This is a genomic window from Streptomyces sp. NBC_00289 (assembly GCF_041435115.1).
Taxonomy (GTDB): Bacteria; Actinomycetota; Actinomycetes; order Streptomycetales; family Streptomycetaceae; genus Streptomyces.
In genome coordinates this window covers 1,394,059-1,417,562 of sequence record NZ_CP108046.1, presented here as the reverse complement: position 1 = coordinate 1,417,562, position 23,504 = coordinate 1,394,059, and the positions used below count along the sequence as shown (strand labels likewise).

Below are 23,504 nucleotides of genomic sequence, written 5' to 3'. Positions count from 1 at the left end.
CGCACGGCTGGCCGCTCCCGGCCACGGTGGTTGTGTGGCCCTGGAAACCCCCGGCCGTGGCCGGGGGCGATGAGGGTCGGACGGCGGAGGAGAAGAGCATCGTGAGTTCCACCGAGGGCGCGCCCGAAGGTGTGGTCCCCGCGCATCTGCTCAAGGGCCAGAAGGCGCTGGTCACCGGCGCGAACTCCGGGATCGGCCGTGCCACGGCCGTCGCCCTGGGACGGGCCGGGGCCGACGTGGTGGTGAACTACGTGGCCGGCCGTGAGGAAGCCGACAAGGTCGTCGAGGAGATCGCGTCCTACGGTGTGCGGGCTGCCGCCTACGAGGCGGACGTCTCGAACGAGGACCAGGTCGTCGCGATGACGCAACGGATGGTCGAGGAGTTCGGCACGATCGACATCCTGGTCGCCAACGCCGGCATGCAGCGGGACGCCGCGTTCACCGAGATGACGCTCGCGCAGTGGCAGAAGGTCCTGGACGTCAACCTGACCGGGCAGTTCCTGTGCGCCCGTGAGGCGGCCAAGGAGTTCGTGCGGCGCGGGGTCGTCCCGGAGGTCTCGCGGGCCGCCGGCAAGATCATCTGCATGAGTTCGGTGCACCAGATCATCCCGTGGGCGGGCCACGTCAACTACGCGGCCTCCAAGGGCGGTGTGCAGATGATGATGGAGACGCTGGCGCAGGAACTCGCCCCGAAGAAGATCCGCGTGAACGCCATCGCGCCGGGAGCCATCAAGACCCCCATCAACCGCAGCGCCTGGCAGACGCCGGAAGCCGAGAACGACCTGCTGCGGCTGATCCCCTACCACCGTGTCGGCGACCCCGAGGACATCGCGCACGCGGCCGTCGGCCTGGCCTCCGACCTCATGGACTACGTGGTCGGGACGACTCTCTACGTGGACGGCGGGATGACTCTGTTCCCCGGGTTCGCCACCGGCGGCTGACTCGTCCCGTCCGCGCCGGCCCTCGGAGAGTTCTCCATGCACACGACTGTCGAGTTGCTGGCCGACGCGCCGGCGCAGATGCTCCCGGCCAGATCCCTGATGGCCTTCACCCTCGCCTCGCACATCATCCTCGTCCCCCTCGGCGTGGCGCTGCCGCTGATCACCCTCATCCTGCACGGCTACGGTCTGCGCCGCGGGGACCGAACGGCGCTGCTGCTGGCGCGGCGGTGGTCGGCGGTGATGGCGGTCCAGTTCGCCATCGGCGTGGTCACCGGCACCGTGCTGTCCTTCGAGTTCGGGCTGCTGTGGCCGGGTCTCATGGGGCGGTGGGGAGATGTCTTCGGTATCGGGTTCGGCGTCGAGGCGTGGGCCTTCTTCCTCGAATCCGTTCTCATCGCGATCTACCTGTACGGCTGGCGGAGGCTTCCCGCCCGGACACACTTCCTGCTCGGGCTGCCCCTGCCCCTCGCGGCCCTGCTCGGCGCCTTCGGCATCCTGGCGGCGAACTCCTGGATGAACACCCCGCGGGGCTTCAGCCTGGACTCCGCCGGCAATCCCGTCGACGTGGACATCTGGAAAGCGATCTTCACGCCCATGTTCGGCCCCGAGTACTGGCACTTCGTCGTGGCGATGCTTGTGACGGCGGGGTACGTCGTGGCCGGCGTCTACGCCGTCGGCTGGCTGCGCGGCCGCAGGGACCGCTACCACCGGCTCGGTTTCGCCGTCCCCTTCACCGTCGCGGCCGTCTGCACCCCCGTGCAGTTCATGCTGGGCGACTCCATCGCCCGGCAGGTGTTCCACAAGCAGCCGGTGAAGTTCGCCGCCATGGAGATCGTCTGGAAGACCGACACCCATGTGCCGGAGTACCTGTTCGGCCGCCTGCACGCGGACGGGAGCATCTCCGGAGGCATCCGGATCCCGCAGCTCGACTCCATCCTCGCGGGCTTCCGTCCGGACACCAAGGTGACCGGACTGACCTCCGTCGCCGCGAGTGACCGGCCCACGCCCGCCCAGGCGACCATCGCCCACTGGGCGTTCGACATCATGGTCGGCATCGGCTCCGTACTGCTGCTGCTCGCCCTCTGGTACGCGTGGGTGTGGCTGCGCCACCGCAGACTGCCGGCCTCGCCGTGGTTCTTCCGGTGCGCGGCGATCGCGGGCGTGGCCTCCGTCGTCGCCGTCGAGTGCGGCTGGATCACCACCGAGGTGGGCCGCCAGCCCTGGATCGTGTACGAGAACATGCGGGTCGCCGAAGCGGTGACGTCGACGCGTTCCAGCAGCCTGTGGATTCTGTTCACCCTGGTCGTGGTGATGTACGTCCTCGTGTTCGGGTCCTTCCTCGCGGTGCTGCTGAAGATGCGCGGACGTTGGCGCCTCGCCGACGCGGCGCGTGCGGTAGGCGGGCCGGCGGAGGCCCCGGAGACGGACACCCCGTACGGGCCGCGCTCCGCGGTGCCCGCGGCGGCAGCCCGGCCCGCCGACGGCAGTACCCCGCCCGAGGGGGAGAGAGAGTGATGGCCGATGTCATGGCCGTCGTGCTGCTGCTCGCCGTCGCCGCGTACGCCTGCGCCGGCGGCACCGACTACGGCGCCGGATTCTGGGACCTGACGGCGGGCGGGACCAGGCGCGGCAGCTGCCCCCGTCGGCTGATCGATCACGCGATGGCTCCGGTGTGGGAGGTCAACAACGTGTGGCTGATCTTCGTGCTGGTCATCATGTGGACGGGTTTCCCCGCCTTCTTCCAGCAGGTCTTCACGGCGCTGTGGCTGCCGCTGGCGCTGGCAGGCCTGGGCATCGTGCTGCGCGGGGCGGGGTTCGCCCTGCGCAAGGCGGCCCGGCGGCTGGCGGGCCGCCGTCTGTACGGCGCCGTGTTCGCCGTCTCCTCGCTCCTGACGCCGTTCTTCCTCGGCGCCGCGGTCGGCGGAGTGGCGTCCGGCCGGGTGAAGCAGGGGACGAAGGCGTCCGCGGACGCCTGGGCCAACCCCACCTCGCTGCTGTTCGGGCTGCTCGCCGTGGCGGCGACGGCGCTGCTCGGCGCGGTTTTCCTCGCCGCCGACGCCCGTCGGTTCTCCGCACCGGATCTGGAGGGCTACTTCCGGCGCCGGGCCCTGGGCGCCCTGCCCGTCCTCGGCGTTCTCGCCGTGATCACGTTCGTGGTGACGCACTCGGACGCGCCCCATGTGTGGCACGGACTGACGCACGGGGTGGGACTGGTCTTCGTCGTCCTTTCGGTGCTGGGCGCGCTCGCCACCGCCTGGCTGCTGATCCGGTCCTCCGCCGGCTGGTCCCGCGTGGCCGCGGTCGGCACCGTCGCCTGCGCCGTCATCGCCTGGGGCATGGCGCAGCGCCCCTACCTCATCCCGACCTCGCTGACGGTCGCCGAAGGCGCGGGCGCGAGCACGACGCTTCGCTGGCTGGGGATCGTCACCCTCGTGGCGGTCGTCCTGATCTTCCCCGCGGTGGCCCTGCTCTACTGGATGGACACCCACGGTGAACTCGAGGCCCTGACGGACGCGGACCTGCGGCGCGGAGCCGCCGGTGACGAGGGCTGACCCCATGGCCCTGGCAGGCGCGCGGTGAGCGAGAACGACGTTCTGCTGGGCATGGCCCTGACCGTGGGCCTCGCCGTGGCCTCGCAGATCCTGGCGAGCCGGCTGCGGATCCCGGCTCTGGTGGTGCTGCTGCCGGCCGGGTTCGCCGCCGGCGCCCTCACCGACGTCGTCCATCCCGACAAGCTCGTGGGCCCGGACTTCTCGGTCCTGGTCTCGCTGTCGGTGGCCATCATCCTGTACGACGCCGGACTGGCCCTGAACCTGCGGCACCTCAAGGGCGCCACGCGCAGCGTCGTGGTACGCCTCCTGGTGCTCGGCGTCGTGTTCACCTGGGCCGCGGTCATGTGCCTGGGGCTGACCCTGTTCGGGGTGCCCGCGGCCGTGGCCAGCATGCTCGGTGTGATCCTGGTGGTGTCCGGGCCCACCGTCGTGGGACCCCTGCTGGAGCACGTGAGACCCTCGGAGCAGGTGCGACGGGTCCTGGTGTGGGAAGGATCCCTGGTCGACCCCGTCGGCGGCATCCTCGGGGCCGTCGTCTTTCACTCCCTTCTGTCCGGCGGACTGCAGACCGGCAACTTCCGCTTCGGTTCCTTCATCGCCGGGATCGCCGTCGGGCTGGCCGGCGGGGCGGTCGGCACCGTGCTGTTGTGGTGCACGCTGAGGTTGCTGCGCCTCGGGGAGACGCTCGGCACGCTGGCCCAGCTGGCCACGGTCGTCGTGATCTCCGCGGGCTGCGACATGGCGTACGACGACTCGGGGCTCATCGCCGCGATCGTCGCCGGACTGGCGGTCGCGAACCTGCCCGGCTTCGACATCCCGGCCCGTCGGCCGTTCTTCGAGACGCTGGTGCAGCTCATCATCGGCCTGCTGTTCATCTCCATCTCGGCCACGGTGACCCCGGAGTCCCTCGTGCCGGTGCTGCTCCCCACCGTCGTCCTGATCATCGTGCTGGTGGTGGTCGTCCGGCCGCTCGTCGCGCTGCTCGCCGGTATCGGGTCGGATCTCAGCGGGAGCGAGCGTGCCTTCGTCGGCTGGATGGCTCCCCGTGGCATCGTCGCCGCGTCGACCGCGACGACGTTCTCCGCCGGGCTCGCCTCGGCGGGACTGGACGACGCCGACAAGATCCTTCCCATCACGTTCCTGGTGATCGTCGGAACGGTCGTCGTCTACGCGCTGACCGCGAAGCCGGTGGCCGTCAGGCTGGGCGTCGTGCGGACCGTGCGGGACCGGCCCCTGCTGGTGGGTGGCGATCGCTGGGTCGTCGACCTCGCCCGTGCGCTGCGCGACGCCGGGATCGACGTGCTGATGTGGGCGGGGTCCGCGCGGGAGAGGGCCCTCGTCGAGGAGGCCGGACTCGAACTGGCCGCCGGGGAGCTGATGGCCGCGGCCACCGATCCCCAGGCGCGGTGGGAAGGAGTCACCTCGGTCTATCTCCTCACGGACGACGACGACTTCAACGCGCTGGCCTCCGTCGCCCTGCGGGACAGCGTCGACGGCCCGGTCCGCCGCATCAGCCCGCCCCGGGACAGCCGTGGGGTCGTCGCCCTCTACACCGCCGAGGACACCGTCCTCCGTCCCGAGCTCGCCCCGCACGCCCTCGCGGCCCGGCACGAACAGGGCGCCCGCTTCCGCGCACAGCCCGCCTCCGACCCGCGCCCGTCCGACGCACACGAGGTCGTCTTCGTCGTCCGGGGTGACGGCAGGCTGGTACCGGTCACCGAGGAGGGGCCGACCGCCACCGAGGAGGGCGACATACTGGTCCTCCTGACGCCCGCTCAGGTTCCGGGCGCGGGCCGGGCGCGCTGAACGCGGTGTGCGTGTCGGTGGGACAGCGCGCGGTCCGCGCGTGAAAGGGGGCTTCGGCCCCACGCCGGGACAGCTCGCACCGCGGGCCCTCGTGCGGTGCGCGCCGCAGACGATCGCCCGGACAGGTGCGCGGGTCGGCGCCGTAGGCCAGAGCGGCCGAACGGCGCCACGAGCGCACCGGCCACGGCCTAGGTGGCCGAGCGAGTGATCAGGTCGGGGGTGGCGGCTCTTCGGGCGGGCCGACGAGTCACGGCTCCAGTCTCCCGAGCGGCTGTCCGACCGTCAGGTTCCAGCGTCCGGAGCGCCCGCTGACCGTGGTCGCGGTCAGCGGTGGTACGTCGATGCGCCAGAACGCGGACTCGGGCGCCCCAAGGACGCGTACTCCCACAGCTCGTACGATCTCCGGCTCCACCACGGCGACGGTGCGGCCCGCGGCGTGTGCGGCTGTCTCCAGCCAGGCCGTCACGCGGTCGCAGAGCTCGCGTACCGATTCACCGCCGTGCGGCGCGGAGGCCGGGTCGGTCATCCAGACGGCGATCGCATCGGGTTCGTCCGCGCTGACCTCCTCGAGGGTGCGTCCCTGCCATCGGCCCACGCGGAGCCCTGCCAGTTCCGGCACCGGGGCGGCGTCAAGACCCAGTGCCGACGCGGTCTCCTCGCAGCGCACGGTGGGTGAGAACAGGGCGCGGTCAGGCGGTCGGAGGGTGTCTCCGGCCGACCGGGCACGCGCCGCTCCCGTCTCGTCGAGGGGGCAGCCGTCGTCGAAACGGGCCTCGCGCAGTGACCGGCTGACGGCGGGTGAGATCAACGTCACTCTGCTTGTCATGTGCCTGCTCTCATGGTCAACAACGCGGTCGCCGCACGGAATTCTCGCCATGGCGATACCGCCGACGCGCCCCCGGAGGTTCTACGCGCCCTTGGCCGCACCCTCGTGACGCGGTACGTTCTCGAGGATATCGACGACGGTACTGCGGAAGCCGGTGGGAGTCCGGCACGGTCGCGCCACTGTAAGTCCGGTACTGCCGCCCCGACACGGGACGGCGGGAGCGGGCGAGTCAGACCCGTGGCCGTCGTCTTGTGCACCACCGACATGGGACGCGAGTTCCCCCAGGAGGTCCTGCCATGGCGCAGTCCACCGTGCAGCCCAGCGCTGCCCCCACCGCCCTTCCCGCCAAGCTGCCGATCGGCGCGATCGCTCCGTGGGCGGTCTTCTTCGGCATCCTGATGCTGGTGCTGCTCTACTTCGTCGGCGCCGAGCAGGGCGCCACCTCCGTGGTGAGCGGTGAGAACGTGCACGAGTGGGTGCACGACGCCCGCCACCTCCTCGGCTTCCCCTGCCACTGACGGCCGAGCCGGAGCCTACGAGCCCATGAACTCCGTAACCGTCAGAAACCTCCTGGTCCGCGGCATGCTGGCGGGCCTCGCCGCCGGCCTGCTCGCCCTCGTCGTCGCCTACTTCCTGGGCGAGCCTCGCGTGGACTCGGCCATCGCCTACGAGGAGGCGCACTCCCACGAGCACGGCATGGAGGCCGTCAGCCGCACCATGCAGTCCACCGGTGGTCTGAGCACCGGTGTGCTGCTCTACGGCGTCGCGTTCGGCGGCATCGCCGCCCTCGCGTACTGCTTCGCGCTCGGCCGGATCGGCCGCTTCGGGCCGCGGGCGAGCGCGCTGCTCCTGGCCGCCGCCGGCCTGATCGCGGTCTACGTCGTGCCGTTCCTGAAGTACCCGGCCAACCCCCCGTCCGTCGGCGACCCGGACACCATCGGCAAGCGCACCACCCTGTACTTCCTGATGATGCTCCTCAGCGTCCTGCTGGCCGTCGCCACCGTGATCCTGGGCAAACGGCTCGCACCGCGGCTGGGCAACTGGAACGCGAGCCTTTCCGCCGGGGCGTTCTTCGTCCTCGCCGTCGGTCTCGCGTACGCCTTTCTCCCGGCCGTCAACGAAGTCCCCAACGACTTCTCGGCGAGCCTGCTCTGGCAGTTCCGTCTCGCGGCCCTCGCCATCCAACTGACCCTGTGGGCCTCCTTCGGGCTGGTCTTCGGGGTGCTCGCGGAACGCGTGCTGACACCCAAGCCCGCGGTCGCCGCGGCGGAGGGCGCCGGTACGCGAACCACCCCCGTACCGCACTGAGGCATCGCCCCGCCAGGGCGAACCCGACACCGCGATCCGGCCCCCGCACTTCCTGTGCGGGGCCGGATCGCTGTTTTCCGGACGGCCGTACGGAACGGTGCCGTCGCCGCCCGGCATTCACGGCGAGCGCACCGAGAGCCGGAAGCGCCGCACCAGGGGCGGGGTTTCGGGCCGTAACCCGCCGTCTCCCGGGTGGACGCGCGGCGGTTCGTGGCCGGGTGCTCCGGCCTCGGCGGATGCCGTGTCGGGCGGCACCGCAGGTGAACGGCGCGCGAACCGAGCCCGTGTGACGTGCGGATCGCTGGGTAGCAGGACGCTTTCGAGCGGCGCAGTCGGCGGTGGAAAGCGATCCTCTTCATGAGCAGGGCAGTGAACGTGCCAGTGACGGTCGGCGGCCGGGATGCGGAGGTGGACAAGAAAAGCCCAGGGCCTGCCCCCGAGTCGAAGGAGTCGTCGAGACGTGTGACACCCGGCGGGGGTTTCCCGTCGGCGGCCACACGCGGCGGCCGCGTGAGCGGGCTCGACGGTCTGAGGACCCTCGCGGTGGCGATGGTCCTCCTCTACCACGTGGAACCGGACCTGTTGCCGGGCGGATCGGTCGCGGTGGACGTCTTCTTCACCATCAGCGGATTCGTCATCACCCGGCTGCTCGTCGCCGAACACGCCCGGACCGGCGGCATCGACCTGCGCAGCTTCTACCGGCGGCGATGGCTGCGACTCGTCCCCGCCCTGCTGGCGGTGTGCGCGGCCTGCGTGGCGCTGTCGCTGACCACCTCGCTGTGGGCGTTCGACGGCGCCTCGGCGGCCGCCGGACTCGCGGCGCTGTTCGTGGTGAACATCGTGCGTGCCGGGGATGCCGGGGTCTACTCCGACGTGACCGGACCGCTGGCGCACACCTGGTCGCTGAGCGTGGAGGAGCAGTTCTACCTGCTGTGGCCGCTGGCCCTGTTGTTCCTGTTGCGGTGGTTCCGGGCCCGCGCGGTGCTGGTGTGCACGGCGGTCCTGTGCGCCCTGCCGGTGCTGTGGCGGTACGCACTGTGGAACCCCGACGCGGCGCACCGCATATACAACGGCACGGACGCCCGCGCCGACCAGTTGCTCGCCGGTGCCCTGGTGGCTTTGGTCCTGGCCCGGCTGCGTGCCGACGACCCCCGGCTGGAAAGCCTGCGCACGTGGACCGGCCGGCTGGCCCTGCCGGCACTCGCGCTGTTGTGCCTCACCGCCTGGAAGGTTCCGGTCACCGCCGACGAGGGCCGATGGACCGCCGCCTGGTACACCGCCGGATTCCTGGCGGTCGCGGCGGTGTCCGCCACGCTCGTCGCGGGACTCGAACTGTGCCCGGGCGGATGGCTGTCACGGATGCTGTCGATGGCGCCGCTGGCCTGGGCGGGCCGTAACCTCAGTTACGGCATGTACTTGTGGCACTACCCGGTCGTGCGCCTGCTCGCCTCGCTGGGTGTGCGGGAGGGGCGGCTGTCGGTCACGGTGGTGCTGACCACCGTCATGGCCCTGCTGTCGTACGTCGTCGTCGAGGCGCCGCTCCAGCGCCGGGGCCGACGCGTCCGCCGCCCGACGGCCGCACGAGCCGCCACGACGATCACCTCGACGCCGTCACCGCCACCCGCGCCCAGTGCCAACGCGGTGGCCGCGGAGGCGTGCGCCAAGAGCGCGTAGCGGGCGATGTGTTGCCTTCCGGGCCCGGGGGGCCGAGGTCCGGGGGCGGGGCAGGGGGGTCGGCCGCCGGTGGCTGGTGGCCGGCAGAGGGCGGCCCTCCCGGAGCGGTCGTCGCCGAGGACGTCGACTGCGGCGGCTGGTGAGGGAGGCCCTCGGCCGTGCCGCGCCGATCACCCGGCGGGCGAAGAGCACCGCACGAACGAGGGGCGACGACCGGCCGAGGGCCTCGGTGCCTGCTACTGCTGGGCGCCGGCCCTGCGCCGTACGAGATAGAGGGCGCCGCCTGCCACGACCACCACCGCGGCACCGATGCCGATCCAGGCACCGGCCGACATGCCGTCGTCGTCCTTCTCCTCGGCCCGGGCCGCGGGGGAGGCCGAGGGCTCGGTCTCCTCGGGCGTGGGCGCCGCGGACGCCGACTCGCTCGCACCGGGAGAGGGGCTGACCGGCTTCGCCCCGGGGGCGGCGGCCTTCAACTTGAGGACGGGCGCCGGGTTCTCGCCGTCCTCGTCCAGACCGATCCAGCGGTCGACGCGGTCGTCGCTGTAGGTCTGCAGAGTCTTGAACGTGAGCTCCTTCGCGTCGGGAAGCTGCTTGACGACGATCGAGTACTCGGCGTTCACGCCGGCCTTGAGCTCCGGACCCCCGACGGTGTAGCCGTCGTCGCCGGCCGTGAACTTCCAACCCTTCGGCCCCTCGCCGTACGTCACGTCGGCGGGAGCGATGCCCTCGGGCAGGACCACACGGACCTTGACGACTCCGGCAGTGTCGGACTCCGACTCGGCGTCGAAGCTGATCTCGACGTTCTCGGCGAGGGCCTGGGCCTTGCCGGCCTCGACCTCCACGTGGGCGGAGGCCGGTCCTGCGGTCAGTAGGACGGCGATCGCGCTCGCCGCGGTCACGAGGGTCAGACGGCGGGCGGTACGGTGCGATGTACGGGCGTACGACATGGGTTTCTCCAGGCATGGGGGCGCCGAGGACGGCTCAACAGCCTTCCTGGCGAGGTCAGATGGCGTGAGAGAACCGCGCCCGGGGAGGACCCCGCCGAACCACTACGTCTGTGAGGACCGCCTCCTTGAAGGGCGGTCGGTCAAGCCGGGCGCGGACGAGCGCCGGCAGCTCCGGTTCCGCCGGTGCGGCGCGCCGGGCGAGCAGCGCCCAGGCCGTGGCGATCCGCGCGCGCACGGCGTCGACGGCGGTCGTCAGGCCGCGCGCCAGTGACCAGCACACGGTGTCCGCGCGGTGCAGCAGCACGGCGACGAGCACAGCCGCGGCCACGTGGACGGCCGTCATCGTCAGTGAGTCGTGCAGTCGTCCGTGCCATGCCGGACGGGTGTCCATGGCGTGTACGTGCGCGGGCATGGCCTCGGCCGTGTCCGCGGGTGCTGAGCCGTGTGCGTGCGTGGTCGCCAGCCACAGGTGCAAGGCCAACTGCGCGGCACCGCACGCCGCTACGACCGCCGCGAGTGAACGCCGGCGCCTCGTGCCCACCAACCCCACGGCGAACAGCACCGAAGCTGCCGCGGCGCTGTGCCGCCACGGCATCGGCGCCTCGGTGACGACATGGTGAGCGCTTACCCCCAGCACCGTCCCGACGAGCGCGAACACGGCCGCCCGCAGAACGGGCAGCGGGGCGTGGCGCGTCGGCGTACCTGAGGTGCTGAGCGTGGTCATGGCCTGCCCATCATCGGGCATGCCTCGGCCGGGCCGGAGGCGGGATCCCCAAAGAGGCGGCTCGTCCGGAAATCCGCCCTTTGTGTCCCGGTGCGCCGAAACCTTCGGGTGCCGCGTCCGTGTGTGTCCGGGCCTGGTCTTCTGCTGCTACCAGCAGGACGTACGGCGCCAGTTCGAGGCCACCCGGACCCGCCTGATCGACGAGCCGCTCGTCGACTACGTCTCCCCGACCGGTGGCGGCTACTTCTTCGCCCTGCCCGGCGCCCGCGACTCCGCCGACCGGCTCGGCCGGGGCCTGCTCGCGGCCTGAAGCCCGACCGCGCGAAGTCACAGGTCTGTCGGCAAGTGATGCGAGAATGGCCGGGCACATCGACGCGACGCCGTACAACCAGCTTTCACCCCCGATGCCGGTGGGCGGCCGGTTCGAAGATCGGGAAGGCAATCGTGGCGGACCACGCAGCTGACGGACCGGCGGCCCACACGAACGGGCAGGGTGACACCTCGAGGCCGGTCACCATCGCGTACATCGCCGAGTCGGCGGGCGTGTCGGTCCCGACCGTGTCCAAGGTGATCAACGGTAAGGCGGGGGTGTCCGCGGACACGCGCGCCCGGGTCGAGGAACTGGTCAACAGGTACCGCTACCGCAAGCCCGCCGGAGCAGGCCGGAGCAATGTCGTGGAGCTCGTGTTCCGTGAGCTCAAGGACATGTGGGCGGTGGAGATCATCCGCGGCGTGGAGCAGGTGGCCCGCCGACACCGCGCCGGCCTCATGGTGTCCCGGTTCGGTCTGCACGACGCCACCCCGACCTGGGAGGACACCGTCTCCCGGCGCCCCAACTGCGTGCTGTCGGTGGCCCAGCTGTCCGAGACGGAGCGGGAGCAGCTGACGGCGAAGGGGATTCCGTTCGTCGTCGTCGACCCCATCACGGAGCTGCCGGACGACGTCCCGTTCGTGGGCGCCACGAACTGGTCCGGCGGCCGGGCGGCGACCCGCCACCTCACCCAGCTCGGGCACCGCCGCATCGCCATGATCAGCGGACCCGAGGACCAGCTCTGCTGCTGCGCCCGGCTGGACGGCTACCGCTCCGCGATGCAGGCCGCCCGCCTGCCGGTCGACCCGGAGCTGGTCGTACACGCGCAACTCACCCGTGAGGACGGCTGCGTGGCGGGGCGCTCCCTGCTGGCCCTGCCCGAACCCCCGACAGCGATCTTCGCCGCCAACGACCTGCAGGCGCTCGGCGTCTACCAGGCGGCGCGCGAGGCGGGCCTGCGCGTTCCCGACGACCTGAGCGTGGTCGGTTTCGACGACCTGCCGGTGGTGGCCTGGGTGGACCCACCCCTGACCACTGTTCACCAGCCCCTGACCGAGATGGCGGCGGCGGCCACCGAGCTGGCGCTCACCCTCGGCCGTGGTGAGGCGGCACCCCAGGTCGGGCTGGAGATCGCGACCACCCTGACGGTCCGCGCCAGTACCGCTCCTCCCAAGCGCTGAGGGCCGAAGGACGGAGCGGCCTCCACCACAGGAGCGATCGGTCACTCCGCCCCTGTGCCGCCGGGCTGTTCTCGTCTCGGCGGCACCCGACTCCCGCGAGGTGTCCGCGGGTTCCGGCAGGGCATGGTCAGCCGGTCATGGCGTCGCGCACGAGTGCGGTGTCGACGAACTGCTCGAAGCGGACGATGAGTCCGCCGCGTACGACGAAGTGGTGGGCGACGCGGACATCGATCGGTTTGCCGGTGGCGGTGTTGACGGCGGTGTAGCGGGCGAGGACGACGACGTTCTCGCCGTCGACGACGTAGGTGTCGTCGTGGGCGGTCCAGCCCTCCCAGTCCTGGCCGAGCTTCTCCATCACGTTGGCGGTGACCCCGTCGGGTGTGCGGTAGGTGCCGGCGAGCGGGAAGCCGGCCATCTCCGTCCACTCCACGTCGGGGGCGAGGGTGGCGCGCAGGGCCTCCAGATCACCGGCCGCGGAGGCGAGGTACTGGCGGCGTACGACGTCGGCGGGGGCCGTGGACGTGGCGAACTCGGTGCTGTCGTGTGACATGGCGGTCAGCCCCACTTCATTTCGCCCTTGGCGACCTTGGCGCCGATCTGGGCGGCGATCAGCATGCCGTTGTCGGGGTAGCGCTTGACGAGCGCGTCGGTGAGCGCGGCACCGTCCGCGGCCTTGGCCAGCTCCTCCTCGAAGGCGACCAGGTACGCGCGGGTGTTGCCGATGGCGGTGGCGTCGGCCGGCGCGCCGGGCAGGCGGTGGCCGGGCACGACCAGCAGGGGGTCGAGAGCGGCCATCTCGTCCAGCAGGTCGATCCAGGCCGCGCGGTCGCCCGGGGTGGCGGTGTCGGCCACCCAGACGTGCTCCTGCTGGAACAGCAGCACGCCGCCGAGGATCGCCCGCTGGTCCGCCAGCCACAGGTAGTGACGGTCGGGCAGGCCGGCCGGGCCGCCCCTGAGCTCGAAGCGGTGGCCCTCCAGGGTGAGGTCCCCGGCCAGCGGCTCGATGTCGACGAGGCGGGTGGGCAGGTTCGGACCCAGGGATGCCCACGCCTTGAGCTTGCCCTCGTAGGAGTGCTTGATGTGGTCGATGACGATCGGCGTGGCGACGAAGCGGGCATCGGGGAACGCGTCGGCAATGACTTCGGCGCCGAAGTAGAAGTCGGGGTCGGCATGGCTGACGAAGACGGTGGTGAGCCGCTTGCCGGAGTCGAGGATCTCGGCGGTCAGGCGGTGGCCGTCGGCGCGGGTGAAGGCGGCGTCGACCAACAGGGCTTCACTCTCGCCGGTGACGAGCGTGGCGGTCTTGTTCCTGGTGCCTGCGGGGAAGTCGAGGTCGAGGACCTTGAAGGAGAGGGTGCTCATTGCGTGCTCCTTGAGGGGGGTGGGCACAGTCGGCGGAGGTTCGCGGTGGGTGGCCGACGGGAAGGCCGTCCGCCTCGTCGACCACGGCGGGACCGGGAGCCGGGCCGGTGACGCGTCCGCCGTCGGTGGCAGCGAAGGCGGCGAGGGCGACGGCGGCGATGGGCGACCGACGACCAGCTGTCCCCCCAGACTATCTGACTAGTCAGGTATATCTCCAGTCCTGCACCGTGCACCACGCCCGTGTCGTCCTCCGTGCTGCCCCGCACACGGCGTACGGACGTGGTCACGGCAGACGTGGCAGGAGGTCCCGCGCCGACTGACTGAGGATGCGCAGGTCTTCCGCGAACCGCTCCCGGTCCCCGGCGGGCAGCGGGTCCAGGAAGTAGCGCTTGATGTTCTCCACGTGGACGCCGGAGGCGCGAACCGTGGTCTCCGTCCCGAGCGGAGTGAGCCGTACCAGCCGCCCACGCCGGTCGTCTGGTGCCTCGGTGCGCTCGACCAGGCCGGCCGCCTCCATCCGGTCCACCAGGCGCGTCGCACCGCCGGTCGTCAGGACCTGTTCCTGGGCGATGGCACGCATCGGCAGTCCCGGATCGCCGGCCCGCCCGAGGATCAGCAGGACCTCGAACGTGAGGTGGTTGATCCCGCACTCCCGCTCGAGAGCTCGCCCGAGGATGTACTCCAGCCGGTTGGCGGCCCCCTGCAACCGGCCGAAGGTCAGAATCAGCTGGTGATCCGCGGCCTCCTTGGCCGTCGTGATGTCCGCTCCTTCGCTCACGGCCTCGCCGCCTTTCCGATCGCCTCTGGCACCAACGTATCGATCATGGCCTGCGGGCGAGGCGGCGGGCGGTGATTCCGGCGGTCTCGGCCGGGTTCGGCGGACCTGGTGAGCCGTGCGAGGCCGTGCCCCCCGGGCCGCGGACGCCGGGGCGGGGCGGCACGCGGACCGGCTGTGCGGCGGAACAGCCGTGGTCGGGGGCCCGGCGAGGTCCGCCCGGAGCGCTTCGTCAGGTGAGATCCAGCAGGCCGTGACGGACCGCCTCGGACACCGCCGCTGCCCGGTTGTCCACGCCGAGCTTGCGGTAGATGCGCACCAGGTGGGTCTTGACCGTCGCCTCGCTCAGGTGCAGGGACTGCGCGATGGAGCGGTTGCTGTGACCGTCGGCAGTCAACCGGACGACCTGTGCTTCACGGAGGGTCAACTCCGGTGTCGGGCTGACGACTTGCCCGATCAGGTGGCCGACCAGCTCCGGGGCGAGCCCGATGCCGCCCTCGGCCGCGCTGAGCACGGCTCGGAAGAGCTCCTCGGGAGGCCCCGCCTTGAGCACGTAACCGCGGGCGCCGGCCTCCAGCGCCCGCACGACGTCGGCGCGTCCCGAATAGCTGGTCAGCATCACCACCGGCACCTGAGGGGCTTGGGAAACCAGCCTGCGTACGGCTTCCACCCCGTCGATGCCACGGTCGCCGCCCGCGAACCGCAGATCCATCAGCACGACGTCGGGTGTCAGCTCGACGGCGAGGCGCACGGCCTCCTCGCCGCTGTTCGCCTCCGCGATCACGTCGAGGTTCGCGGCGCTCTCCAGCAGCGCCCGCAGCCCGGCCCGGACGACCGCGTGGTCGTCGGCGACCAGCAGGCGCAGGGGAGAGGACGTCGTCATCGGGGCACCGCCGACGCCACGGGCACGACCGCGCCGGATCGGCGGCCGGCGGGAAGGGTGGCCCGGACTCGCGTGCCCCGGCCGGGCAGACTGTCGACATCAAGATCGCCGCCACCCTCGCGCATCCGCGCCCGGGCGGCGGGGAGACCGAACCCCCGGTCGGGCCGGGACGCCCCGCCGACGCGCGCGAGGTCGAAGCCGACGCCGTCGTCGCACACGTCCAGCTCGACGTGGCCCGGGTGATGATGCAGCGTCACCAGCAGGCTGGTGGCCTGCGCGTGTTCGCGGACGTTCGCCAACATGCCCTGCGCGACGCGGAACAGGCTGGTCTCGGCTGCCTTGTCGACGTCGGGGCGAGGCGTTCCGATGGAGCGGAACCGCACCTGAGCCGCGGCTCCCTCCAGTTGCGCACGGGCGCACAGCAGCCGCAGTGAATCCTCCAGCCCGGCTTCGGCGACCGTGACCGGGGTGAGGTCCCGGATGATCCGACGGGTTTCGGCGAGCCCCGCCTCGAGGCCCTCGGTCACCGCGCGCACCCGGGAACGCGCCCTGTCGGGCCGCTCGGCCCAGTCGTGCTCGGCCGCCTGCAACAGCATCAGACTTCCGGACAGTTCCTGGGCGAGCGTGTCATGCAGGTCCCTGGCGATACGCGCGCGTTCCTCCAGCACACCGGTCCGGTGTCGCTCCTCCGCCAGCACGTCGCGGGTGCCGCGCAACTCCTCGACCAGCCGCCCGCGTTCCACGAGGCTTTGTTGCTGGGTCCGGTACAAAGCGACGGTGCCCCAGACGGCCGCCACGGGGATGAGCACCATCTCCGGGTCGAATCCCCCAGCGCTTCTGGTCAGTTGGCCGACCAGAAGGAGGGTGATGACGAGCACGGCGACACCGGCGGCCCTGGGGGCGAGCGCACGCAGAGCCGCACAGGCCAGCGGCACGGCACACCAGACGTAGGAGCCGGTCAGTGACGGCGGGGTGAGGAGGACGAGGATCGCCCACTGCAGGAGGAGAACCGTGACCCACGCATGCCGGGCGAGCCGGCCCAGTCTGCTCCACAGGGCGAGACCTGCCGCATACGTCACGGCGAGCAGCCCACTGGCCATGACGATGTCCCAGCACAGCGGGATGTTCAGGCGGGCGAGGCGAACCAGCGCGGCACCGACCACGAGGAAGAACACGAGGTGGGGCAGGTGGTGCGTGATGAGCCGGAGGCGATGGCTCGACGGGGGAGCGTCAGCGGGCCTGTGGTGGGACAAGGCGAACCCCCTGGACGAATGATCCATTGGGACAGGGGGGCCGAGTCTATCCATCGCCTGTAGGCGCGCAGTGAGGAGCGGGGCCGCCGGTCGGCCCGGTGGGGCGGGGCGGCCGGCGGCCGGGGCGGGAGTCAGGCGCCCGGATGCAGTCCGGGCCAGCCGGGTGTGGGGTCGCCCTTGACCTCGCCGAAGTAGAGGGCGAAGGTCTGCTTCCAGCGCTCCACCTCGGCGCGGTCGGCCATGAAGCGGGGGAAGCCGTCCACGTGGGCGTCGGGGTACTCCCAGAGCTGCTTCAGGCCGGCCGGGGGAGTGACGTCGGTGCGCACCGACCAGCCGTTGAAGGAGTTCTTCTGCCGCTCGGTGGACAGCTGCCAATTGAGGAACAGCTTGGCGGCCGTGGAGTTTCTGGCCTGCTTGAGGATGGCCGTGCGCTGGCCCCAGCCCATGAACGGGTGCCCGTCGGCGATGACGAACTTCGCGGGGGAGGACGAGGAGGGAATCGCCGAGCCCGCGGTGCCGATGCCGATCGCCTTCTGCCCGGCGAAGACGGCGTCGCCCGGGGAGTTGCTGCCTCGGGCGAACCGCACGTCCTGGGCGGCGAGTCTGGCCACCCACTCCCAGCCGTACTTCCGGGCGTACAGCGTGTAGAGGTAGAGGACCGCGTCGTCGTCGTGCGGGTAGGACGAGGCGATCCTGCCCTTCCACTTCGGGTCGACGAGGTCGCGCGGGTCGTGGGGTGCGTCCGAGCCAACGGCCGCCGTGCCGTACAGGAAGCTGAAGGCGATCGCTCCGGTGGCCACCCACGCGCCCCGCGGGTCCTTGAACGCGTCGTAGACGTGGGAGAACCCGGCCGGCTTGTAGTGCAGCAGCCTGCCCTGCTGGTTCCAGCGGACGAAGTCCTGCAGGGTCTGCAGTTGTACGACGTCGGGGACGAGGGTGTCGGTGGCGAACTGGTTGTCGACGCGGACGTCGTGGTACTTGCTGTAGTCGACGATCAGCGTCAGGTCGATGTCGGGAAAGCGGGCCTTGAAGCCCGCCTTGGTGCCGTCCTGCTGGGTCGGCGTGTCGCCGCCCGCGTAGACGACGAGCTTTCCGCCCTCCGCGAGGGCGGCCCGGTACAGCTCGTCGAGCGACCGGGTCTCCTCGGACCCGGCCGAGGACCGCGACGCGGTGGGAGAGGCCGAGGCGGGGACCGCTGAGGCACCGAGGGCACCGACGCCGAGGGCCGCACCGGCGCCGGCGGTCAGGACGCGTCGCCTGCTGGGGAAGGTGGACATGCCGAGGAGACCTCTTTCATGGGGGGTGGCGTACAGGGCCCGGCACGATGGGGGGCGCTGGTCATTGTGCTGCGCCGGGTGTCGCCTTCGCGTCGTCCGTACGGACAGACCAGGTCTGCGGGAGATGGAAGCCGCGTTCAACCGTTCGGTTGAACGACCCGGCCGGTCCGGTTCACAGCGGCCGGCCGGCAGGGGGAGCGGAGGCCCGGCGGGGCACCAGGGTGGGGGCCAGCCACACGGGTCCCGGGCTCGCACGAGTCGCCCTGCGGCGAGATCGGGAGCGAGTGGAGGCTCCAGGACGGAGCGAGGACGCCGGCCTACGACGCGGCCGTGCCCGCGAACAGTCGGGCGACCCCGCATCTTCCGGCCGCCTCGGTGGACTCGGTCCGTGAGGGTCGGGCACCGCCGGCCCGGACGGACGGTGTGCGGTACCTCGGTCATGCGGACGGCGTCGCCTCGTATCGCCTGCCGGCCGGGCGGTGTCGACTGACCAGCGCGCCGCGTTGACGCCCACGCGCGTGCTGCGGTGTGGTGGCCGGATGACGCCGGCACCCGGTGGACGGCCCACGGACGGGCCGTCCACCGGGTGCGGCACAGCGTCGTTCAGCCCGCGGTGACGCGTGCGTTGACCCGGCGCATCCATACCGCGTCGGTGTGCCACATCGGGTGATGCGGGGCCGCGTTGGAGGTCAGGACGACTCCCTGGTAGCCCGCGTCGAGGCACCGGTCGACGACGAACTCCGCGATGTCCTTGCCGACGGCGTCCTCCTCGAAGCGGGTGAGGAGCGGCGTGTAACCCACCACGGATTCGCCGAGCACGGCGGGGACTTGGCGGCGGCGGGCGAAGTCCGCGACGGAGTCGACCCACTCGGCCAGGGTCTCGCGCATGGCCTCGCGGTGCGACTGGTAGTTCTCGTACAGCCACAGGTCCCAGCGGTCGGGATCGACCCAGTCGTGCGCGTAGAACAGTTCGCGCGGGATCCCGGTGGCTTGCAGTCGCCAGGGCTCGTCGGGCTGGTAGTCGGAGAACGGGGGCGCGTCGGTGCGCAGCATGCGGGCCAGTTCGGGCGTGGGCCACGCGGCTGTCGCGGGCGCCGGTTCGGTGCCGTGCCCCAGGCCCACCGCCTCGTACAGCGCGCCGAGCACGCCGTAGACGTAGAAATGGAAGTGGGCGATCTGTGCCTGCTCCGGCAGGTCGTCCAACTCCCGTGGCCAGGGCTCGCCCAGCGAGTACGTGACGGGGACGCGCGGGTGGCGTGACCGCAGCAGGTCGACGGCGCGGCCGAGGGGGGCGCGCAGCCTGCCGTAGTGGCTGCCTCCGTCGCTGGGCACCAGGGAGCAGTTGTCGACCTCGTTGTGCACCTCGACGTAGGCGACGCGGTCGGCCAGCCCGCGCTCGGTGAGGAAGTCCAGCAGCCCGGCGAGCGCTTCGGCCATCGCCTCGGCCCGGTCCGGTGCGGGGACCGCGGCCAGGGCGCGGTGCCAGGCGTCGGTGTCGGCGAAGCTGGGGGACTGCTGGTACTCCCAGGAGGACACGATGACGCGGCAGTCGTACCGGGCGGCGGCCTCGAACAGCTCGACAAGCCGTCGGCTGCCGTCCAGCTTGTAGCCGCCGCGCACGTTGTACCAGCGGGTGCGCTGCCCGAAGTCCTCGCCCAGGCCGCGGACGTGGAGCGAGTCCGGGTCCTGGACCAGACCGGAGAACAGCAGGAAGGGCATCGCGCAGATCCGCACGGTGTTGAAGCCGCGTTCCACCGTCTCGGCGAAGGCGCGGTCGAGGTCGGCGAAGGGTTCCCCGGGGCCCGCCTGGGTGTACCAGCTGAAGTCCCACAGCGTGATGGCGAGCCGACCGGTGGTCTCGCCCCTAGTGGCCTGTTCCTGAGCGGTCATGAAGTCACCCGTCGTTCGTGTGCGGTGGGTTGTGGCGGCCGGCCGGACAGCACGCTACATCAATTCATTATTTATGAATAATCCTTGACGGTGGCCGTGGAGCTGTAACAGGCTCACGGGCGAACCCAGCCCGCCGCGCGGGCGGCGACCCGAGGGAGTGTCCTGTCATGACCGATCGCACCCGACCGTCCCGACGCGCCATCGTCGCCGCGCTCGGCACCGCCGCCGTCGTCACCCTGCCGGCCTGGCCGGACCGGGCATGGGCCGCGGACGCCACGGAAACGGCCCCGCCGGACGGGCCGGTGCTCGACACGCACGCGGCCACCGAGCCGTCCGGGACGCATGTCCGTGAGGTGGGCGGCACCGACGTCGTCTTCCAGTACGGTGCGGTGCTCCCCGCCTTCGACGGTTGGCGCACCCATGAGCCCACCCGCTCCTACCTCTCGCTCGACAAGCGGTGGCGCTTCCGCTTCGACCCCGGCAACCGCGGCATCGGCGAAGGCTGGCAGTCCCCCCGCCACGACGACGCGGCATGGGGCCACATCGACGTCCCGGCGGCCTGGGATCTGCTGGACACTCCCGGATTCGCCTCACAGACCGCCGCCTTCGGCAAGGGCACGGCGTTCGCCGACGGCTATGCCTGGTACCGCACGACCGTCGACACACCCGAGTCCTGGCGTGGCCGCCACGTCCGGATGGCCTTCCTGGCCGCCGGTTACAGCGCGGAGGTCTGGCTCGACGGCGCGTATCTCGGCAAGCACGAGGGTGCCAACAGCCCCTTCGCGCTTCCCGTGGCAGGGGCGCTCCGGCCGGGGGAGCGGCAGACGATCGCCGTGCGGGTCTTCCGCAGGGCGAGCTACACCGACTACGCGGCGACGACTCCGCAGCCGGTCACCGACGACCACGAGATCCCGTACAAGCCGGTCGACTACTGGCCCTACGCGGGTCTGACCCGGTCCGCCTGGATCGAGGCCGTTCCGCGGGTCACCATCGCTAAACTGCTCGTCGCCGGAGCGAACGGGCGGGCGGAGGTCCGGGCCGTGGTCGAGAACCACGGCTCCTCCGACTTCGACGGCTGCCTGACACTGGACACCGGCCGCGGGAGCGGCGGCCGGCCCGCCGTCGTCGCGGTGCGCATCGCGGCCCGGTCGGTCGGCGTCGTACGCGCCTCGGTGCCGGTGCCCGGTGCACCCCGCTGGAGCCCGGCTTCCCCGCACACGCTCACCGCCCGCGCCACACTCACCGCCTCCACCCAGCACGGCCCACGGGTGGACACGCTGTCCACCGTCTACGGCGTGCGCGAACTGTCCGTCGAGCGGGCGCGGTTGCGGTTGAACGGCAGGCCCCTGTTCCTCAAGGGGATGAGCTGGCACGAGGAGACCGCGGCGCACGGCAGGGCGATGACCCCCACCGAGTACGACCGGGAACTCGGCCACATACCGGCACTGGGCGCGAACTTCATCCGCAACTGCGTTTACAACCGGCACCCGTACGTCTACGACTGGGCGGACGCGCACGGCGTGATGGTGATGGACGACATCGACACCATGTGGCTCAACACGGCCCAGGAAAAGCTGCAGACCGAGCGTTACGGCCTCGCCCGGGCCCTGGCGCTGACCATGGCGTGGAACCAGCACAACCACCCCTCGGTGATCCTCTGGGGCCTGCAGAACGAGTCGGAGATCGACGCCGCCGGCGCCCCGGCCTACCGCGCCTGGCTCGCCGATCTCAAGGCGGCCGTGAAGGCGGTCGACCTCACCGCCCGCCCCGTGACCTGGGCCTCCTCCACCAGCAACGACCCCGCCTTCGACCTCGCCGACGTGATCGGGTTCAACGAGTACTTCGGCTACTTCTACGGCAAGGACGCCGATCTCGGCCCGACCCTGGACGCGGTGCACGCGAAGTACCCCGACAAGCCGATCCTGATCACCGAGAACGGCACCTGGTCGGAGGCCGGCAACCACGGCCCGAGTACCACCCAGGGCACCGAGGAGTGGCAGGCGGCCTCGTTCACCGCCCACTGGGCGCAGGTGGCCGAACGAAGCGACTTCGTCGCCGGATACACCTACTGGGTGCTGAAGGACTACAAGCAACGGGCCGGGTACAACCAGGCCTACAACGGCATCTCGGTCATGGGCATGCTGACCTTCGCGGACAAGCGGCCCAAGCTCGTCCACGAGGCGTTCCGCGAGGCGGTCAACCCGAGGCCGGTGTAGTCGGCTTGTCCCGCGCTGCCGCCCCGTCGCCCGTCGGGGGCGGCAGCGCTGTACGCCTCGCGTTCGGGTTCCGGCAGGCGTCGTGTGATGCTGACGCCATGACTGATCACCGCGAGGTCGCCGTCGTCCGCTGGCCGGGGCAGACTCGGTCGGCTCAGGACGGGCCGGCCGAGCTGCTGGCCGCCTACCATCTGCGGACGCAGGCCGAGAAGGGCGAGGCCGTCGCCGGAGTGGACGAGTTGCCGGACCGCTACCGGGCGGAGATCTCGGATCCGCGGGCCGCGTTCGCCGACGACGTCGTGCTGCTCGCGTTGAGCGGGAACACCGCGGTGGGGTGCCTCGTGGTGACCACCGCCGCCGACGGACGGTGCGAGCTGAAGCGACTCTGGACGGATCCGGCCTTCCGCGGCCGAGGCGTCGCGTCCGGCCTCGTCGGCTGCGCGCTCTCGCACGCTGCCGAGAGCGGAGCCGGGTCGGTGCGGTTGTCGGTGTGGAAGTGGCGGTCAGCCGCGACAGCGCTGTACGAGCGGCTCGGATTCACGGTCACCGACTCATGGGACGACCGGGATCAGCTGGTCTGCATGGAACGAGCCGTGTGAGCGGCCACACCCACTCGTCGTGGCCGGCGCGAAGCAGGGGGCTACGACGGCCTCCTCCCACGAAGTCCGGAGGTCCGGGGACGTTCGCCGGACCTCCGGGAGGCGAGCGGCTCAGCCCTTGACGCTGCCCTGGGTCAGGCCGGAACGCCAGTAGCGCTGGAGAACGAGCATCGCGGCGGCCAGCGGGAGGATCGACAGGAACGCGCCGCCCACCGTGAGCTGGTAGAGCTCGGGGTGCCGTTCCGCCTGCGACTGCCACGTGGTGAGACCCAGCGTCAGGGGGTACTTGTGGTCGTCGGAGAGCATGACCAGCGGCAGGAAGTAGTTGTTCCAGATGCCCACGAACTGGAACAGGAACACGGTCACCAGCGCGGGTGCCATCGTGCGCAGGACGAGGGTGTGGAAGATCCGCCACTCGCCGGCGCCGTCGACCCGGGCCGCCTCCAGCATCTCCACGGGTACCGCCGCCTCGGCGTAGATGCGGCACAGGTACACCCCGAACGGGCTCACCATGCCGGGGATCAGCACGGCCCCGTACGTGTTGGCCAGGCCCACCTTGCTGAACAGCAGGTAGAGGGGGAGTGCGAGGGCGGTGCTGGGCAGCAGCACCCCGGCGAGCACGACCTTGAAGACCGACTCCCGCCCCCGGAAGCCGTACACGGCGAGGGCGTACCCGGCCGCACACGCGAGCAGGGTCGCCAGCGCGCCGCCGACCCCGGCGTACAGGAAGCTGTTCCAGGTCCAGTTCCAGAAGACGCCGTCGCCGTAGGAGAAGACCTGCGACAGGTTGTGCAGCCACTGCGGGTCGGAGAACCACAGCCCGAAACTGCCGAAGAGATCCGCGCTGTTCTTGGTGGAGGCCACCACCAGCCAGTAGACGGGCAGCAGGAAGTAGAGGGCCGCGACCGTGAGCAGGGCGACCATCAGGATCCGCGATGGCTTCATCCCTCGGCGCGGCCGGTGCTCCCGGCCCGCCG

General features: G+C 71.4%; 21 protein-coding genes, 2 pseudogenes and 1 riboswitch. Of the genes and pseudogenes, 12 read left to right on the top strand and 11 right to left on the bottom strand.

Annotated elements, in window-relative coordinates:
- Window positions 1-101: 101 nt before the first annotated feature.
- Genes OG985_RS07020 through OG985_RS07005 form a run of 4 tightly spaced genes read left to right on the top strand, consistent with a single transcriptional unit; the run spans window position 102 to window position 5,299 of the window.
- Window positions 102-941, top strand: coding sequence for an SDR family oxidoreductase (locus OG985_RS07020; protein ID WP_371667350.1), 840 nt, complete (start codon window positions 102-104; stop codon window positions 939-941).
- A gap of 36 nt (window positions 942-977) precedes the next feature.
- Window positions 978-2,456 carry a cytochrome ubiquinol oxidase subunit I gene (locus OG985_RS07015; protein ID WP_371667349.1) on the top strand — a complete coding sequence of 493 codons (1,479 nt, stop codon included), beginning with the start codon at window positions 978-980 and terminating at the stop codon, window positions 2,454-2,456.
- Window positions 2,456-3,493, top strand: a complete 1,038-nt coding sequence (locus OG985_RS07010; protein WP_371667348.1) for a cytochrome d ubiquinol oxidase subunit II — start codon at window positions 2,456-2,458, stop codon at window positions 3,491-3,493. Before OG985_RS07015 ends, OG985_RS07010 begins: the two co-directional genes overlap by 1 nt.
- Before the next feature lie 24 nt (window positions 3,494-3,517).
- The gene (locus OG985_RS07005) at window positions 3,518-5,299 is read left to right on the top strand and encodes a cation:proton antiporter (protein WP_371667347.1); all 1,782 of its coding nucleotides are present in this window, start codon (window positions 3,518-3,520) and stop codon (window positions 5,297-5,299) included.
- Window positions 5,300-5,546: 247 nt separating this feature from the next.
- Here the strand turns inward: OG985_RS07005 and OG985_RS07000 are convergent, their stop codons facing one another.
- Entirely contained in the window at window positions 5,547-6,125 is a 579-nt protein-coding gene (locus OG985_RS07000) for a histidine phosphatase family protein (protein ID WP_371667346.1), read from the bottom strand.
- Window positions 6,126-6,235: 110 nt separating this feature from the next.
- Window positions 6,236-6,383: riboswitch (cobalamin riboswitch) on the top strand.
- 38 nt (window positions 6,384-6,421) lie between these two features.
- On the opposite strand from OG985_RS07000, the gene OG985_RS06995 reads away from it, so the two are divergent.
- The 3 genes from OG985_RS06995 to OG985_RS06985 all read left to right on the top strand — a co-directional run bounded on the left by OG985_RS06995 (window position 6,422) and on the right by OG985_RS06985 (window position 9,107).
- Window positions 6,422-6,643, top strand: coding sequence for a CbtB-domain containing protein (locus OG985_RS06995; protein WP_371667345.1), 222 nt, complete (start codon window positions 6,422-6,424; stop codon window positions 6,641-6,643).
- Between the two features lie 25 nt (window positions 6,644-6,668).
- A complete protein-coding gene (locus OG985_RS06990) occupies window positions 6,669-7,433 on the top strand; it encodes a CbtA family protein (RefSeq protein WP_371667344.1) in 765 nt (254 codons plus the stop codon).
- Window positions 7,434-7,943: 510 nt separating this feature from the next.
- Window positions 7,944-9,107 (top strand): acyltransferase family protein, encoded by a 1,164-nt coding sequence (locus tag OG985_RS06985; protein ID WP_371667343.1) that lies wholly within the window; start codon window positions 7,944-7,946, stop codon window positions 9,105-9,107.
- 236 nt (window positions 9,108-9,343) lie between these two features.
- On the opposite strand, the gene OG985_RS06980 is transcribed toward OG985_RS06985, so the two are convergent.
- Together OG985_RS06980 and OG985_RS06975 are read right to left on the bottom strand one after the other, a co-directional pair.
- Window positions 9,344-10,057 carry a DUF1775 domain-containing protein gene (locus tag OG985_RS06980; protein ID WP_371667342.1) on the bottom strand — a complete coding sequence of 238 codons (714 nt, stop codon included), beginning with the start codon at window positions 10,055-10,057 and terminating at the stop codon, window positions 9,344-9,346.
- A gap of 55 nt (window positions 10,058-10,112) precedes the next feature.
- Window positions 10,113-10,781 carry a hypothetical protein gene (locus OG985_RS06975; protein WP_371667341.1) on the bottom strand — a complete coding sequence of 223 codons (669 nt, stop codon included), beginning with the start codon at window positions 10,779-10,781 and terminating at the stop codon, window positions 10,113-10,115.
- A gap of 130 nt (window positions 10,782-10,911) precedes the next feature.
- Here OG985_RS06975 and OG985_RS06970 point away from each other — a divergent pair.
- Together OG985_RS06970 and OG985_RS06965 are read left to right on the top strand one after the other, a co-directional pair.
- A pseudogene (locus OG985_RS06970) lies at window positions 10,912-11,091 on the top strand (deferrochelatase/peroxidase EfeB); the annotation flags it as partial.
- A gap of 134 nt (window positions 11,092-11,225) precedes the next feature.
- Complete coding sequence (locus tag OG985_RS06965) at window positions 11,226-12,272, top strand: LacI family DNA-binding transcriptional regulator (protein WP_371667340.1); 1,047 nt, start codon at window positions 11,226-11,228, stop codon at window positions 12,270-12,272.
- A gap of 127 nt (window positions 12,273-12,399) precedes the next feature.
- Here OG985_RS06965 and OG985_RS06960 read toward each other — a convergent pair whose 3' ends face one another.
- From OG985_RS06960 to OG985_RS06935, 6 genes are all read right to left on the bottom strand, one after another.
- Window positions 12,400-12,822, bottom strand: coding sequence for a nuclear transport factor 2 family protein (locus OG985_RS06960; RefSeq protein WP_371667339.1), 423 nt, complete (start codon window positions 12,820-12,822; stop codon window positions 12,400-12,402).
- Window positions 12,823-12,827: 5 nt separating this feature from the next.
- Window positions 12,828-13,634, bottom strand: coding sequence for an MBL fold metallo-hydrolase (locus OG985_RS06955; protein ID WP_371667338.1), 807 nt, complete (start codon window positions 13,632-13,634; stop codon window positions 12,828-12,830).
- A gap of 283 nt (window positions 13,635-13,917) precedes the next feature.
- Window positions 13,918-14,412, bottom strand: coding sequence for a MarR family winged helix-turn-helix transcriptional regulator (locus tag OG985_RS06950; protein ID WP_371667337.1), 495 nt, complete (start codon window positions 14,410-14,412; stop codon window positions 13,918-13,920).
- 229 nt (window positions 14,413-14,641) lie between these two features.
- The gene (locus tag OG985_RS06945) at window positions 14,642-15,292 is read right to left on the bottom strand and encodes a response regulator (protein ID WP_371667336.1); all 651 of its coding nucleotides are present in this window, start codon (window positions 15,290-15,292) and stop codon (window positions 14,642-14,644) included.
- Window positions 15,289-16,545 carry a sensor histidine kinase gene (locus tag OG985_RS06940; protein WP_371667335.1) on the bottom strand — a complete coding sequence of 419 codons (1,257 nt, stop codon included), beginning with the start codon at window positions 16,543-16,545 and terminating at the stop codon, window positions 15,289-15,291. Before OG985_RS06940 ends, OG985_RS06945 begins: the two co-directional genes overlap by 4 nt.
- A gap of 131 nt (window positions 16,546-16,676) precedes the next feature.
- The gene (locus OG985_RS06935) at window positions 16,677-17,822 is read right to left on the bottom strand and encodes an ABC transporter substrate-binding protein (protein ID WP_371667334.1); all 1,146 of its coding nucleotides are present in this window, start codon (window positions 17,820-17,822) and stop codon (window positions 16,677-16,679) included.
- A gap of 246 nt (window positions 17,823-18,068) precedes the next feature.
- On the opposite strand from OG985_RS06935, the pseudogene OG985_RS06930 reads away from it, so the two are divergent.
- Window positions 18,069-18,329: pseudogene (locus tag OG985_RS06930) on the top strand (alpha-L-rhamnosidase C-terminal domain-containing protein); the annotation flags it as partial.
- Window positions 18,330-18,425: 96 nt separating this feature from the next.
- On the opposite strand, the gene OG985_RS06925 reads toward OG985_RS06930, so the two are convergent.
- Window positions 18,426-19,712 (bottom strand): cellulase-like family protein, encoded by a 1,287-nt coding sequence (locus OG985_RS06925; protein WP_371667333.1) that lies wholly within the window; start codon window positions 19,710-19,712, stop codon window positions 18,426-18,428.
- Window positions 19,713-19,879: 167 nt separating this feature from the next.
- Here OG985_RS06925 and OG985_RS06920 point away from each other — a divergent pair, with 167 nt between their 5' ends.
- Both OG985_RS06920 and OG985_RS06915 read left to right on the top strand, forming a co-directional pair.
- On the top strand, window positions 19,880-21,928 hold the full coding sequence (locus OG985_RS06920) for a glycoside hydrolase family 2 protein (protein ID WP_371667332.1): 2,049 nt from the start codon (window positions 19,880-19,882) through the stop codon (window positions 21,926-21,928).
- A gap of 98 nt (window positions 21,929-22,026) precedes the next feature.
- Window positions 22,027-22,527 (top strand): GNAT family N-acetyltransferase, encoded by a 501-nt coding sequence (locus OG985_RS06915; protein WP_371667331.1) that lies wholly within the window; start codon window positions 22,027-22,029, stop codon window positions 22,525-22,527.
- A 111-nt stretch (window positions 22,528-22,638) separates the two neighbouring features.
- Here the strand turns inward: OG985_RS06915 and OG985_RS06910 are convergent, their stop codons facing one another.
- Window positions 22,639-23,472: a carbohydrate ABC transporter permease gene (locus OG985_RS06910; protein ID WP_371674285.1), complete on the bottom strand. Its 834-nt coding sequence runs from the start codon at window positions 23,470-23,472 to the stop codon at window positions 22,639-22,641.
- Window positions 23,473-23,504: the final 32 nt, after the last annotated feature.